At 66.5% G+C, this 14,059-nt stretch carries 11 protein-coding genes; 3 read left to right on the forward strand and 8 right to left on the reverse strand.

The genetic code is table 11. The annotated features are described in order from the left end of the window. Positions 1-101: 101 nt before the first annotated feature. The 6 genes from ACK4MH_RS11920 to ACK4MH_RS11945 form a co-directional block, all read right to left on the reverse strand. A complete protein-coding gene (locus ACK4MH_RS11920; protein ID WP_409718614.1) occupies positions 102-1,118 on the reverse strand; it encodes a threonine aldolase family protein in 1,017 nt (338 codons plus the stop codon). After that, a complete protein-coding gene (locus ACK4MH_RS11925) occupies positions 1,118-2,014 on the reverse strand; it encodes a mechanosensitive ion channel family protein (RefSeq protein WP_409718617.1) in 897 nt (298 codons plus the stop codon). The genes ACK4MH_RS11920 and ACK4MH_RS11925 overlap by 1 nt, the downstream gene beginning before the upstream one ends. Before the next feature lie 117 nt (positions 2,015-2,131). Continuing rightward, on the reverse strand, positions 2,132-3,820 hold the full coding sequence (locus tag ACK4MH_RS11930) for a cisplatin damage response ATP-dependent DNA ligase (protein WP_409718620.1): 1,689 nt from the start codon (positions 3,818-3,820) through the stop codon (positions 2,132-2,134). Between the two features lie 96 nt (positions 3,821-3,916). Further along, positions 3,917-4,393, reverse strand: coding sequence for an RcnB family protein (locus ACK4MH_RS11935; RefSeq protein WP_409718623.1), 477 nt, complete (start codon positions 4,391-4,393; stop codon positions 3,917-3,919). Positions 4,394-4,517: 124 nt separating this feature from the next. Beyond that, positions 4,518-6,338, reverse strand: a complete 1,821-nt coding sequence (locus ACK4MH_RS11940) for a response regulator (RefSeq protein ID WP_409718626.1) — start codon at positions 6,336-6,338, stop codon at positions 4,518-4,520. Between the two features lie 78 nt (positions 6,339-6,416). Continuing rightward, on the reverse strand, positions 6,417-6,722 hold the full coding sequence (locus tag ACK4MH_RS11945; protein ID WP_409718629.1) for a BolA family protein: 306 nt from the start codon (positions 6,720-6,722) through the stop codon (positions 6,417-6,419). A gap of 45 nt (positions 6,723-6,767) precedes the next feature. Between ACK4MH_RS11945 and ACK4MH_RS11950 the strand changes: the two genes are divergently transcribed. Next, complete coding sequence (locus ACK4MH_RS11950; RefSeq protein ID WP_409718632.1) at positions 6,768-7,436, forward strand: J domain-containing protein; 669 nt, start codon at positions 6,768-6,770, stop codon at positions 7,434-7,436. A gap of 6 nt (positions 7,437-7,442) precedes the next feature. On the opposite strand, the gene ACK4MH_RS11955 is transcribed toward ACK4MH_RS11950, so the two are convergent. Both ACK4MH_RS11955 and ACK4MH_RS11960 read right to left on the reverse strand, forming a co-directional pair. Continuing rightward, a complete protein-coding gene (locus ACK4MH_RS11955; protein ID WP_409718635.1) occupies positions 7,443-8,123 on the reverse strand; it encodes an SDR family oxidoreductase in 681 nt (226 codons plus the stop codon). A gap of 45 nt (positions 8,124-8,168) precedes the next feature. Continuing rightward, positions 8,169-9,338 carry an N-acetylmuramoyl-L-alanine amidase gene (locus ACK4MH_RS11960; RefSeq protein ID WP_409718638.1) on the reverse strand — a complete coding sequence of 390 codons (1,170 nt, stop codon included), beginning with the start codon at positions 9,336-9,338 and terminating at the stop codon, positions 8,169-8,171. 509 nt (positions 9,339-9,847) lie between these two features. On the opposite strand from ACK4MH_RS11960, the gene ACK4MH_RS11965 reads away from it, so the two are divergent. Together ACK4MH_RS11965 and ACK4MH_RS11970 are read left to right on the forward strand one after the other, a co-directional pair. Continuing rightward, a complete protein-coding gene (locus tag ACK4MH_RS11965) occupies positions 9,848-12,577 on the forward strand; it encodes an Rne/Rng family ribonuclease (RefSeq protein WP_409718641.1) in 2,730 nt (909 codons plus the stop codon). Between the two features lie 59 nt (positions 12,578-12,636). Beyond that, a complete protein-coding gene (locus ACK4MH_RS11970) occupies positions 12,637-14,037 on the forward strand; it encodes a M48 family metalloprotease (protein ID WP_409718644.1) in 1,401 nt (466 codons plus the stop codon). Positions 14,038-14,059: the final 22 nt, after the last annotated feature.

Here is a 14,059-nt window from a genome sequence, read left to right on the forward strand (position 1 = left end):
CCTGCCGCCGGAGCGTTCGCCTCGTATCGCCATGATCCGCATATGGAAACCCAATGCGACCGGGGAAAGGCCACGCTGGCGCGCGACCGGGGATTAGTCGCTCAACCTAGGCTGACGACCGCCTCGATCAACTCGTCCACGGCCGCTTCCTGCGTCGCCCAAGAACAGACGAACCGCACCGATCCATCGTCGAACGGGTAGCAGGCCCAGCCCAGAGCGTTCAGGCGCGCGTGCGCCTCAGGCGACATCCGCACGAAGACGGCGTTGGCCTCGACCGGATGCGCCAGCACGAAGGGCGTGCGTACCGCGATCCCCGCCGCCAGCTTCTGCGCCATCAGATTGGCGTGGGCGCCGCCCGATTCCCAGTCTCCGCTTTCCAGCAGTCCCAGCATCGGCCCCGACAGCATCCGCGCCTTCGACGCCGTCTGCCCCGCCTGTTTCAGTCGATTGTCCAGACGCCGCGCCAGGCGCTTGTCGAACAGGACGATGGCCTCGGCGCAGTTGGCGCCCGCCTTGGCCCCGCCGAACACCAGCACGTCCACGCCCAGCCGGGCGATGTCCTTCAGATCGAACCCCGAGGCGACCGCATTGGTCAGCCGCGCGCCATCCATGTGGACGCCGTAGCCCAGCGCCTTGGCCGGCTCGATCAGGTGGCGCAGCTCTTCCTCGGTATAGACCGCGCCATATTCGGTGGCCTGGGTCAGCGACAGGGCCGCCGGCGGCTGGCGATGGCCGACTTCCGCCTCCCCCAAGTGCGCCTGCAAGGCCAGCGGATCGATCTTGCCCGAAAAGCCCGGCAAGCCGATCAGGCCGACGCCATGACCGAAGAAGCCCGGCGCGCCCGTCTCGTCGGTGCAGATATGAGCGGCGTTGTGCGCCAGAACCGCCTCATAGGGCTGGGCCAGCATCGACAGGGCGATGGCGTTGGCGGCCGTTCCGCTGAAGACGAACCGCACCTCGGCGTCCGCATCCAGCCGCTGGCGGATCTGATCGGCGGCGCGCGCGGTGACGTCGTCGGCGCCGTAGGCGCGGGCGAACCCCTTGTTGGCGCGCACCAGGCCTTCGATAGCGCTCAGGGCCATGCCGGCGGTGTTGTCGGATCCGAAATCGTAGCGCATCAGCGGGTCGTCGCCTTCAAATCAGCTGCGTCATCGTCGACAGTCCGCACACGGACCACCGGCATCACATCCTCGTCGCCATACGGCACGGCGACCTGATGCGGGAACGGGATTTCGATACCGGCGGCGTCCAGCGCCTCCTTGCCGCCCTGCATCAGATCAGCCTGGGTCTGCCACCAGTCCCCGACCTTGACCCAGGCGTGCAAAGTCACCTGCACGGAACTGTCCAGAAGGCCGGTCACCCCTGTCCAGGGATGGGGGTCGTGCAAAACCTTGTCGTGCGCCTCGGCCATGTCCGCCAGAACGCAGCGCGCCTGGTTCAGGTCGTCGCCATAGCCGACGGAGAAGTTGATCTCGATCCGGCGCGTCTGCTGTCCTGTCAGGTTGGTCAGGGAATCGCTCAGCACCTTGGAATTCGGGATGACGATCTTGTGGTTGTTGGCGTTCGACAACTGCGTCGTGAACAGGTCCAGCCGCTGCACCGTGCCGCTCATCCCGCCGACATCGACGATGTCTCCGACGCGATACGGCCGCAGCACCAGCAGCATGATCCCCGACGCCACGTTCGACAGCGTGCCCTGCAGCGCCAGGCCGACGGCCAGAGACGCCGCGCCCAGCACCGCGATGATCGAGGTGGTCTGCACGCCAAGCCGCTGCAACACGGCGATCATGCCGATGATGAACACCACCACCCGCACGACCTGCACCGCAAAGCTCAGGACCGTCGGATCGTGACGGAAGCCGCGCACCCGCGACAGGCCGTTACGCGCCGCCCTTGACGCCCATTTCGCCGCAAACACCGTCGCGGCGAAGATCAGGATGGCGATGGTCAGGTTGATCGCAAAATCACCGGCCATATCGGTCAGCTTGGCGATCACGGCGGCGTCGATGGACACAGCCTTGCGCCCTGCGGCGACCGCTTCGGCAATAGGAGTGATATCGGCTGGGATGGGCGAAGACATAAGGCCGGGTCTAACGCCTGACGCGCCGATTGGAACCCCCGGCGCCCGTTTTCAAGCCTTGGCGATCCGTCCGCCGCCGCTTTCGATGGCGTCCAGCAGGTCCATCACGTCGTCGATGGTGTTGGCCTCTCGCGCCGGCTTGTCCCAGCGAATGCGACTAACGCGCGGGAAACGCATGGCCACGCCCGACTTGTGCCGCGTCGAACGGTTCAACCCCTCGAAGGCGATCTCCAGCACCAGGCCGAAGTCGCGCTCGGCCCGGACCGACCGCACGGGCCCAAACCGGTCGATGGTGTGGTCGCGCACGAACTTGTCGAGCTGTTTCAGCTCCTCGTCGGTGAAGCCGAAATAGGCCTTGCCCACCGGCGTCAGCGCGCCCTCCGGCGTCCAGACCCCGAAGGTGTAGTCGGAATAGAAGCTGGATCGTTTCCCATGTCCGCGCTGGGCGTACATCAGGACGGCGTCGATGACGTGCGGATCGCGCTTCCACTTGAACCACGGCCCCTTGGGCCGTCCCGCCAGATAGGGACTGTCCCAGCGTTTCAGCATCAGCCCTTCCGCCGCCGCCCCGACCGGCGGATCGGCCCTGAGCCGCGTCAGCTGATCCCAGTCGGCATATTCGACCACCGGTGACAAATGCAGCCGCTCGCCCGTGTGACCGGCCACCAAAGCTTCCAGCCGCGCGCGACGGTCGCGCAGAGGCAAACTCCTCAAGTCTTCGCCGTCCTGGGCCAGCAAATCATAGGCGATCACCGCCGCCGGAAAGGCCTGCATGGCCTTGGCGTCCACCGTCTTGCGGTTCAGCCGCTGCTGCAGATCCCCGAACGGCGCCACCGCCCCGTCGCGCCACACGATCAGCTCGCCGTCGATCGCGCCCTGGAACGCAAGAGCCTCCATCACATCGGGAAAGGCGGCCGAAATCTCGTCGCCGGTGCGGGAATACAGCTTGCCGACATCGCCCTCCAGCACCGCCTGGACCCGTATACCGTCCCACTTCCATTCGGCGGCGTAGTCGGCGGGCGAAAGTTTGGGCAGATCGACCGCCTCGTCGATGGCGACCGCCAGCATGACGGGTCGGAATCGGCCGGGCGCATCCGGGCTGGGCCGCTCCGCCCGGCCCTCCAGCCAGGCGAACAGGTCGGCGTATGGCGGCTCGACCGCGTGCCAGACCTCTTCGATCGCCGAAGCGTCGATGGCCTCCAGCGTCGTCTGGGCTACATCGCCGTCCGGCGACGGCGGCGCCATCACGGCGTCCGGTCGCATCATCGCCGCCGCCGTCTTGGCCAGCCGCGCCGACAGGCCCACACGCAAGGCCCCGGTCATCAGTTTCAGCAGCGCCCAACGGCCCTTCGGCTCCAGCGCGTCCAGCCAGCCTTCCAGCAGGCCCCGCACCTCGGCCCGGCTGGCGGTGCGCAGGGCTTCGACCACCTCGGCCAGTTCCGGCTCACGATTGGGCCGGTGATCGGGGCTGACGGGCCAGATCAGGGCCACCGTCTCGGCTAGATCCCCCACATAATCGTAAGACCAGCCGAACAGCACGTTGTCCACCCGCCCTTCGACCGCCTTTCTGATCATGGCCGGTTTGGCGGCGTCGAACGTCAGGTCGCCCGTCAGCGCGGCCAGCGCCCAGCCCCGGTCGGGGTCGGGCGTCGCCCTCAGATAATCCCTCACCAGGACCAGTTTCGCATTGCGCGAAGCCGTCAGGGACAGGCGATCCAGAAGTTCGGCGAAGGCGCGCATCGTCATCCATCTTGGGCGCTCGAAGCGTCGCCGCCAGTCCAGAACGAAAAACGCCCCGGAGGTTTCCCTCCGGGGCGCGTCTCCGATCTCAAGGGATCAATTGAACAGGCCAGCGATCACGGCAGTGATCAAGCCCCCGGCGACGGCGGCCAGAACCACGTCATTGCCGCTGCGGACATATTGGTAGCCACGCGGCGGGGCGCGCAGGCCATAGCGGTTGTAGTCGTTCACCACATAGGCGTTGGTGCGGTAGTAGGACGGCATCCGCTGACCATAGCTCCAGGTGCGCACCGCATATCCGCGCGGGGGCGCATAGCGGGGAGCGTTGTAGCGACGTTCGGCCCGCTGCCAGCGGTCATAGGCGCGCTGTTGCTGGCGATACTCCTGGCGGTCCTGGCGTTGGTCCTGACGGAACTCGCGGCGGTCTTCACGACGATCCTGGCGGTTGTCGCGACGGTCATCGCGTTGCTCGTAACGATGATCGCCGCGCGACTGGGCCGAGGCGGCACCGGCGGCGCCCAGTGCGGTGGTGGCCATCAACGCGGCCATCGTAGCGGTAAGGATCTTTCTCATGATCGTGTCTCCAACTGCGCCGAAGGGTTTCGACTTGAGTGCAGTTATGGAGCGCGGCGGCTGAGGCGTGTCTGAACCGCCGTCAGAGGCCTACATTCATCTGAAGAACACGCCCCGGCCGCAATCAGGCGGCGACGGAGGCCTGGGACGGCGGCAGCGCCATCTGCGCGACCGCGTCACGTCCGCCACCGGCTCGTCCCATCAAGGCGGCCAGAGCGCCGAAGTCGATGGGCTTGTTCAGATAGGCGTCGGCGCCGGCCTCCAGGCCGGCCTTGTGATCTTCGTTGCGGGCGGAGGCCGACAGGACGACGATGGGCGTGCCCGCATTCTGCCCCCCGCCGTCGCGAATAAGTCGGGTCGCGGTCAGGCCGTCCATGACCGGCATGTTCACATCCATGATGATCAGGTCGAACGGCTGATCCTTGGCGATTTCGACCGCCATCTGGCCATTCTCGGCCGTCGAGGTGACGTGGCTGGCCGAACTCATCCAGGCTTCCAGGATCATGCGGTTCACAGGATGATCCTCGACCACCAGCACGCGCAGCGATTCGCCGCCTGCAATCTCGGCATGGACTTCATCGGCCGCAACCGGCTTGGCCCACTCCACCACCTCAGCCTCGATCTCCAGGGTGAAGCACGACCCTTCGGCAAGACGCGATGTGACCGTGATGTCGCCGCCCATGATGTTGGCCATGCGCCGCGCAATGGTCAGGCCCAGCCCCGTGCCGCCGAACCGGCGCGTGGAGGAGGTATCGACCTGGGTGAACGGCAGGAACAACCGCTCCAGATCCGCCGCCGCGATGCCGGTGCCGCTGTCCTTGACGATGAACTCGAACCGCACCCGTTGGTCCGACACGCGATGACCGCGCACGATGTAATGGATCTGGCCAGATTCGGTGAACTTGACCGCGTTCGACAGCAGGTTTTGAACCACCTGGCAGACCCGCAGCGGGTCGCCACGCACCACCGTCGGGATCTCGCCTTCCAGGGTCGAGACGAACTCCAGCCCCTTGGCCTCGGCCTGGGCTTCGAATGGTCCGGTGATCCGCTTGTGCAGGCTGTCGACGGCGATATCGACGACCTCGAAGTTCATCTTGCCCGCCTCGATCTTGGTCATGTCGAGGATGTCGTTCAGCAGCGACAGCAGGTTGTCGCCCGAGTTGCGGATGATCGACAGATACTCGCGCTGCGTCGCCTCCAGACGCGTGGCGCTGAGCAGTTGAGCCGCGCCCAGGACGCCGTTCATCGGTGTGCGCAGTTCGTGGGAGATCACGCCCAGGAAGTTCGACTTGGCGTCGTTGGCGGCATTGGCCTTGTCGCGCGCAGCTTCCAGTTCCTCGATCAGATGGGACTGATGCGACTGGAAGGCGCGGATGCGCTCTTCGCGCAGCAGGGTCATGGTCACCAGGACGAACAGCCCCGCCGCCGTGAACGGCAGGACGGCCAGCATCGACCAGAACTCGCTCGTGCCCCACAGGCTGAACAGAATGACCGCCGCCGCCGCACCATAGGGCGACGAGATGATCAGGGCCTGACGCGGCGAGCTGCGGAGCTGGGCGAACACCAGCACATAGCCGGAGATGATCAAGGCAAGGGCGAGCGGTCGTCCGAAATCGGAAGGTGAAAACCAGGCCAGCAAGGGCGCGATGGCCCAGGCGCCGGTCGTCACCGTGGCGACGATGGGGAAGATCACTCCCCAGTTCGTGCCCACGCGATGGCTCAGCCGGTGTTCGACCAAGCCGCGAACCGCGCCCGCCGCGACCGTCACGCCGAACCACAGCACCGCCTGCCACAGGCCCACCGTGCCCAGCAGCCCGAGAGCCCACGAGGCGATGATCAGGTAGCGCAGATATTGCGTTTGCAGGATGGCCGTCAGGGCCTGGGCTGCATCGCCGGCGCGCTGATCGCCTTCAAACGCCTTCGCGACGCCGTCGGATTCCACCATAAGCCCAGATCCCCACGTTCTGTTTGGTCGCGTGACGCTAAGACGAAGGTTCTAAGACGATGTGAACGCTGTTTTCCGTCATGCCGATTCCCCCGCCTCCTCGGGCGTCAGCGCCTTGATCGACAGGGCGTGGACGGGTCCGGCCATCTCGTCCTTGAGCAAGGCGTTGACCGCACGCTGTCGCGCCAGACGCGACTGCCCCTGGAAAGCCGCCGAAACGATCACCAAATTGAAGTGGCTTTCCCCACCGGGTTTGGCATCCATCCCGCCTTCGTGATGGTGGCCGGCGTGTCGCCAGCTGTCATCTTCGACCTCCAGCCGTTGCGGCGAGAGCCCATCGGTCAGTTTTGCACGAATAATCGTCGCAACCGGGCCTTCTGACATGATCGATTCCTTGATGCTGTCCCATTCGGCCTTACACTTCGGCTGATGTCCGCCTCCTTTCAATACAAGCCGCGCTTCACCGACATTCGGGTGAAGCCGCCCAAGCCCGAGGAAGAGGCGGCGAAAGCCGATGTCCTTCACCTCAAGCCGGGCGAGACGCCGTGCCAATGGCCCGACTGCCGCAGGGCGGCGGCCGCCAAGGCGCCGAAGTCGCGAGAACGGCTGAACGACTTCTATGAATTCTGCCAGCCTCACGCCGGCGAGTACAACAAGGGCTGGAACTTCTACGCCGGCATGAGCGAAGGCCAGATTCGCAACCTTCAGGAAAATGAGGCCATGACCGGCGGTCGCCCGACCTGGGAAATGCAGGCCGGCAAGTTCACGCGCGAGGCCGCCGCCTTCGCCGCCAAGATGGGCACGTCCAACACCACCGGCGCAGGCTCATGGCGCGACAGCTTCGGTCTGTTCGGGCGCAAGGGCGACCAGGCGCCCCAGTCTCCGACCGAGGATCGGCGCATCGGCAAGCTGGAACGCGCCGCTCTGGCCGACCTGGATCTGGACCCCGGCGCGGACAAGGCCAAGATCAAGGCCCAGTACCACGACCTGCTGAAACGCTTTCACCCCGACACCAACAATGGCGACCGGGGCGCGGAAGCCAAGCTGCAACGCGTCATCAAGGCGTGGAAGACGCTCAGGAAGGCCGGCCTGGCCTGATCTTGCCTATTCGGCGTAGATCATCTTCCGCGTCATGCCGCCGTCCACCGTCAACACCTGACCCGTGACGAAGCCCGCGTCGGCTAAATAAAGCACGGCCTGGGCGATGTCCTCGACGCGTCCCACCCGGACGACGGGATGCTGTTCGTGATCGACGGGACGCAGGTCGTCGTCGCCGGAAATCCAGCCCGGCGCGATCGCATTCACCCGCGTCTTCGGCCCCAGGCTGATGGCCAGGGCGTGGGTCAGGGCGACCATGGCGCCCTTGGACGCGGCATAGGCCTCGGTCTCGGGTTCCGACATGAAGGCGCGGGTCGAGGCCATGTTGATGATGCTCCCACCCTTCGCCATCAGCGGAATGGCGCTGCGCGTCGTCAGGAAGGCGCCAGTCAGATGGCTGTCCACCGTCTTGCGCCAGGCCTCCAGCGACAGTTCGGCCAGCGGCCCGTTGACGGGATCAGCCACGCCGCCGTTGTTCACCAACAGGTCCAGTTCCGACCAGCCGAGTTCCTCATAGGCTTTGGCGACCGAGGACTCGTCGCCGATGTCGCACAGGATCTGGCGGGTGTCGGTGCTCATGCCGGCCTTCAGGTCGAAAGACGCGACTTCCCAACCGCGCGCGACCAAGGCCCTGCAGACGCCGGATCCGATAAGACCTGCGCCACCCGTAACGATTGCTCTTTTCATGGGCTTGGAACCGGCTAACGCGGCCTTGGTTGCGCCGCGCCTGCCCTAACCCGCCGCCCCGCTGTTCGAGGCGGTCATCATCGGCGCCGACGGTTCGCGGAAATAGCGGTCGATGCCGTCCGCGACCGACTTCATCAAACGACGGCGTGCGCGCTCGTCGGTCAGCAGCCGCTCGTCCTCGGGATTGGTGATGAAGCCCATCTCCAGCAGCACGGCCGGCACGTCGGGCGCCAGCAGAACGGCCAGACCCGCGTCTCTATGGCTGCGGCGCAGCAGCGGCTGGTCCGAGCCTTCCAGATGGGTCAGCAGGACGCGGGCGAACTGGGCCGAGCGATTCTGGGTCGCGCGCTGGGTCATGTCCAGCAGGATACGGTCCACCGACGGGTCGCGGCCCGGCAGGTGCAGTTCGCGGTGCCAGTTGTCGCCGCGCGTGAACTCGCGCACGGCCCGGCCTGCGCCCTGTTCCGACAACGTATAGACGCTGGCCCCGCGCAGCGCGGGATCGGCCCCGGCGTCGGCGTGCAGAGAGATGAACAGGTCGGCGTCCGACTGACGCGCGATGGACACCCGGCGATACAGGTCCACATACCGATCGTCGGACCGCGTCAGCCGCACGCGGTAACGACCGTTCTTCTCCAGTTCGGCTTTCAGCGCCAGGGCGGCGGCCAGGGTGACTTCCTTTTCCTTGGCGCGGGCGCCGCTGGCGCCGGGGTCATTGCCGCCGTGGCCGGCGTCGATGACGATCAGCGGCCGTTCGGCCCGGCGCGGCGGAGCGCTGGGTCGCGGCGCAGGCGTGTTGGACGCGCGTACGGCCGCGCCGGTCGCCTTCAAATCCACGACATAACGATAGTGGCTGACGCCGTCGCCGGGCGGCAGCAGGAAGCGTCGCTCGATCTCGCTGCCGCGCGCCAACTCAAGCTGCACCCGCGACGACCCGCCGGAAGACGTGACCTCATAGGACCGCACCAGGCCCGAACCGCCGCCGTTCAGCCCTCGCCCCGGCGCGACGCCGTTCAGGGCCAGAACCACGCGACCTTCGCCGCCCGCGTCAATGACACTTCCCTGCGCCGACTTGTCCAGATCGATGACGACGCGGGTTCGGTCGCCGTCTGCGCCGAAACGCACGGCCAGCACGTCCCCTTGAGCGCCCCATGCGAAACCGCGCGTCGCGAACAGACCGACCACGCAGATGACCACGAAGGCCAAGGCGGTCATCGCCCATTCCTTCGCGCCCCAGCGCATCAGACCTGTCAAAACGCGACCGCTCATTGCGACGCCAAACCCACTTTAAGCCTACTAGAGCGTCATGATGCCAGACGCTCGTATTCAGGGGGTTAAGGCGAACACCTTTTAATTCTCCAGTTGCGTGACTATGCTGTGAACCGCTCGCGAACCGATCGCGCCGATTTCGCCTCTGCGAATCTTGGCGCGCCCTCCTCGCGGCGTTGACTTTCACCAATCCGAGAACCGCCCCGGCATCGCCGATGGTTCGAAGAGCGGACCAGGGACGCGGCCTTCCCAAGGGATTGGCGCGCCCGGTTCAGGACCGACGACTTCAATGGGCCTTTCCGCCTGCGTTCCCCAACGGCTTGATCAAGCCCGCTTCGCCGTTCTCGGCGAGGGGATGTCGCGCGCGCCGGCCCTCACCTTCATTCGGCGAGCCGCCATGACCCTGCCCGGTGTTCCGGGACGGTCGGCCTGCGCGCGCCAGAGAGAGACTATCCATGTCAAAGACAATGCTGATCGATGCGGCGCATCCCGAGGAGACCCGGGTCGCCATCGTGGACGGACGCCAGATTGAGGAATTCGATTTCGAATCCCGTGCGAAGCGCCAGCTTCGCGGCAACATCTACCTCGCCAAGGTCACCCGCGTAGAGCCCAGCCTGCAGGCTGCGTTCATCGAATACGGCGGCAATCGCCACGGCTTCCTGGCCTTCAACGAAATCCACCCGGACTATTACCAGATCCCGGTCGCCGACCGCGAAGCCATCATGGCCGAAGCGCACGACGATGAGGACGAGGACGATCTGGATCGGGAATCGACCGGCGACGACGTCGATCCCGAAGGCGCCCTGGCCGACGAGGAACGTCTGAAGCGCCGCCTGATGCGTCGCTACAAGATCCAGGACGTCATCAAGCGCCGCCAGATCCTGCTGGTTCAGGTCGTCAAGGACGAGCGCGGCGCCAAGGGCGCGGCCTTGACCACCTGGCTGTCGCTGGCTGGCCGCTACTGCGTCCTGATGCCCAACACGGGCAAGGGCGGCGGCATTTCGCGCAAGATCACCAACACTTCCGACCGTCGCCGCCTGAAGAGCGCCGTCTCGGCTCTGGACGTGCCCAAGGGCATGGGCCTGATCATCCGCACGGCCGGCGCCAAGCGCACCAAGGCCGAGATCAAGCGCGACTATCAATATCTGCTGCGCCTGTGGGAGACGATCCGCGAGACCACCCTCGCCTCTCATGCCCCCTCGGTCATCTACGAGGAAGAAAATCTGGTCCGCCGCGCCGTGCGCGACATGTTCGACAAGGATTTCGACGGCATCCAGGTCGAGGGCGTCGAGGGCTTCAAGGAAGCGCGCGACTTCATGCGCGTGCTGATGCCCGCCCAGGCCAACAAGGTTCACCTGTATCGCGGCTCGCGGCCCCTGTTCGCGGCCAACGGCATCGAGGAGCTGCTGACGCAGATCCACCAGCCTGTCGTGCCGCTGAAGTCCGGCGGCTATTTGGTCATCAACCAGACCGAGGCCCTGGTGGCCATCGACGTCAACTCGGGTCGCGCCACCAAGGAACGCAACGTCGAGCAGACGGCGTTCAAGACCAATATGGAAGCGGCCGAAGAAGCCGCCCGCCAGCTGCGCCTGCGGGACCTTGCCGGCCTGGTTGTCATCGACTTCATCGACATGGATGAGAGCAAGAACAACCGCGCCGTCGAGCGCGTGTTGAAAGAGGCCCTATCCTCCGACCGCGCCCGCATCCAGATGGGCCGCATCTCGCCGTTCGGCCTGATGGAGATCAGCCGCCAGCGTCGCCGCCTGGGCGTGATCGAGGGCGCGACCGAGGCCTGTCCGCACTGCCAGGGCACGGGCCGCATCCGCTCGGCCGAATCCGCCGCCCTGATGACCCTGCGCGCGGTCGACATCGAGGCCGGCAAGAACGGCGCGGGCGTCGTGGTGCTGAAGGTCTGCACCGCCGTCGGCCTGTACATCCTGAACCACAAGCGCGCCTACCTGCAGTCGCTGCTGGAGCGTCGCGGCCTGAACGTCATCGTCCAGATCGACGACAGCCTGGGCCAAGGCGAGCACAATATCGAGCGCACCGAGACCAACGAGGACTTCGTCGCGCCCGAGATCGAGATGCCCAATCTCGACGACGACTTCGACGCCTCGCTGTACGAGGACGAGGATGAGGACGACGACGAGGAAATCGTCGGCGACGACGACGACGATGTCGAAGCGCTGGACCGCGAGGACAGCGACGACGACGAGCCCCGCGAACGGGCTGAACGCGCCGAGTCCGGCGGTCGTGATCGCGATCGCGGTCGGGGCCGCAATCGCCGCCGTCGCGGCGGTCGTCGCGACGAGGAGACCGCAGAGGTCGCCGAAACCGTCGAAGCCGCCGATACGCTGAACATCGATGACGCCTCGGACGACGAGGAAGATGAGAACGGCCGTCGCCGTCGCCGTGGCCGCCGTGGCGGTCGCCGTGTCCGCGAGGATGGCGAGCGCGACGTCTATACCTGGGTGCGCGGTCGCACGCCGTCGCTGGACGACCCCTATGTCTGGTTCGACCCGCTGAATCCGGGCCGGTCGGAAGGTCGTCCTGAGCGCCCCGAACGTGCGGAGCGTCCCGAGCGCGTCGAACGCCCCGCTGTGGCTCAATCCGAAATCGAAGGTCTGGACGTGGCAGCCGGCGAAGGCTCAGGCGAGGAAGGCGGCCGTTCGCGCCGTCGCCGTCGTCGCGGTCGGGGTCGTGGCGACGCGCCTGTCGGTCACGAGATCAAGGTCGAGAACCGCGCCACCAACGAAGGCATGCCGCCCGACGGCTCGCCCGAGACGCCGATGGCCGTGATGGTCGATACGCCCGCCGAGACGACCGAAGACGCCCCGGCTGTCGCGCCGGAACCGCAACGTCGTCGCGTTCGCCGTAAATCGGCCAGCGCCAACGTCGAGATCGCGGCCGAACCGCATCCCGACACGGCCATCGAGCCGAACGAGGCTGCGGTCGATGGCGACCCGGTCGAGCTGGACGTGACTCCGCACGAAGCCCTGGCGGCTGAGCCGGTCGAGGTCTCGCCGGTCGAGGAGCCGGCTCCGATTCCGGTCGCAGAAGCTGTGCTGGCCGAGCCGTTCGTCGCACCGGTCCCCGAGATCGATGTGGAGGCGATCATCGCCGAAGATCCGAACCAGATCGTCGCACCGCCTGAAAAGCCCAAGCGTGGGTGGTGGCGCCGCTGATCGGTCACGATTAGACTGTCAGGATGCAGGCGGGGGCCGGTCGCTATTGGAGTAGAGCCATGAGATGGCTTCCCCGATCTGCATCTCGCGTTCTGGCGGCGACGGCGGCGGGCCTGATGGCTCTCGTCGTCGCCGGCCAGGCCTCGGCCCAGAGCCTGATCCGCGACACCGAGGTCGAGGGCATCGTGCGCGAATGGGCCGATCCGGTCTTCGTCTCGATGGGGCTGAACCCGACCGACATCCAGGTCCTGCTGGTCAATGACGACGACCTGAACGCCTTCGCCACGCGCGGGCGGATCATGGGCGTCAACACCGGCCTGATCCTGCGCACCAAGACGCCCGGCGAACTGCTGGGCGTGATGGCGCACGAAGCCGGCCACATCAAGAACCGCCACACCCTGCGCGACGGGGCCCAGAACGCCGGCCGCCAGCCCATGCTGATGACCATGGCCCTGGGCGCCCTGGCCATCGCCGCCGGCGCGCCCGACGCCGGCGTCGCCCTGCTGGGCTCCAGCCAGTATTTCGGCGCTCTGGGGGCCTTGCACTACATGCAGAGCCAGGAGGGCGAGGCCGACATTACGGGCGCGCGGGCGCTGGAGGGCGCCGGCGAATCGGGCGCAGGCTTGGTGTCCTTCTTCGAGAATTTCCGTTCGCAGGAAGTCTTCTCTGACGCCCGTCGCTATCCCTATTTCCGCAGCCACCCCCTGTCGTCGAACCGGATCGAGACCCTGCGCCGCTATGTGCAGGAACAGCCGCACTACGATCACCGCGACAGCCCCGAACGCATGGCCCAGCACGCCCTGATCCTGGCCAAGATCCACGCCTTCATGGATCCGCCGAACGCGACGCTGCGAGACTATCCGTCGACCAACACCTCCCTGCCCGGCCGCTACGCCCGCGCCATCGCCTGGTATCGCGATGGCCAGACGGAAAAGGCGCTGACGGCGGTTGACGAACTGATCGCCGGCGACGTGACCAATCCCTATTTCCAGGAATTGAAGGGCCAGATCCTGTTCGAGGAAGGCCGCGCGGCCGAGGCCGTCGCCGCCCACCGCGAGGCGGTTCGCCTGAAACCTGACGCCCCCCTGCTGCGCGTCAACCTGGCCCACGCCCTGATCGAGACCAACGACAAGGCCAATCTGGACGAGGCCATCGACCAGCTGAAGCACGCCGTCGTCGCCGAAAAGGACAACACCATGGCCTGGCGCCTGCTGGCCCAGGCCTATGCCTCACAAGGCAAGGAGGGCGAGGCGCGCCTGGCCTCGGCCGAATACTATTTCGCGGCCGGCAGCGAGAAGGAGGCGACCCAGTTCGCGCTTCGCGCCCGCTCCATGCTGGACCCCGGCTCCATGGAATGGCGCCGGGCCGTGGACATCGTCCTGGCCTCGGGCGCCACGCCCGACGATCTCAACGACCTGGACCGTCGCGACGCCGCGCGCCGACCGGCCACCCTCAACTGACCCCTTCCCCCGACTGCGAGCC

The organism is Brevundimonas sp., from assembly GCF_046295075.1.
Classification (GTDB): Bacteria; Pseudomonadota; Alphaproteobacteria; order Caulobacterales; family Caulobacteraceae; genus Brevundimonas.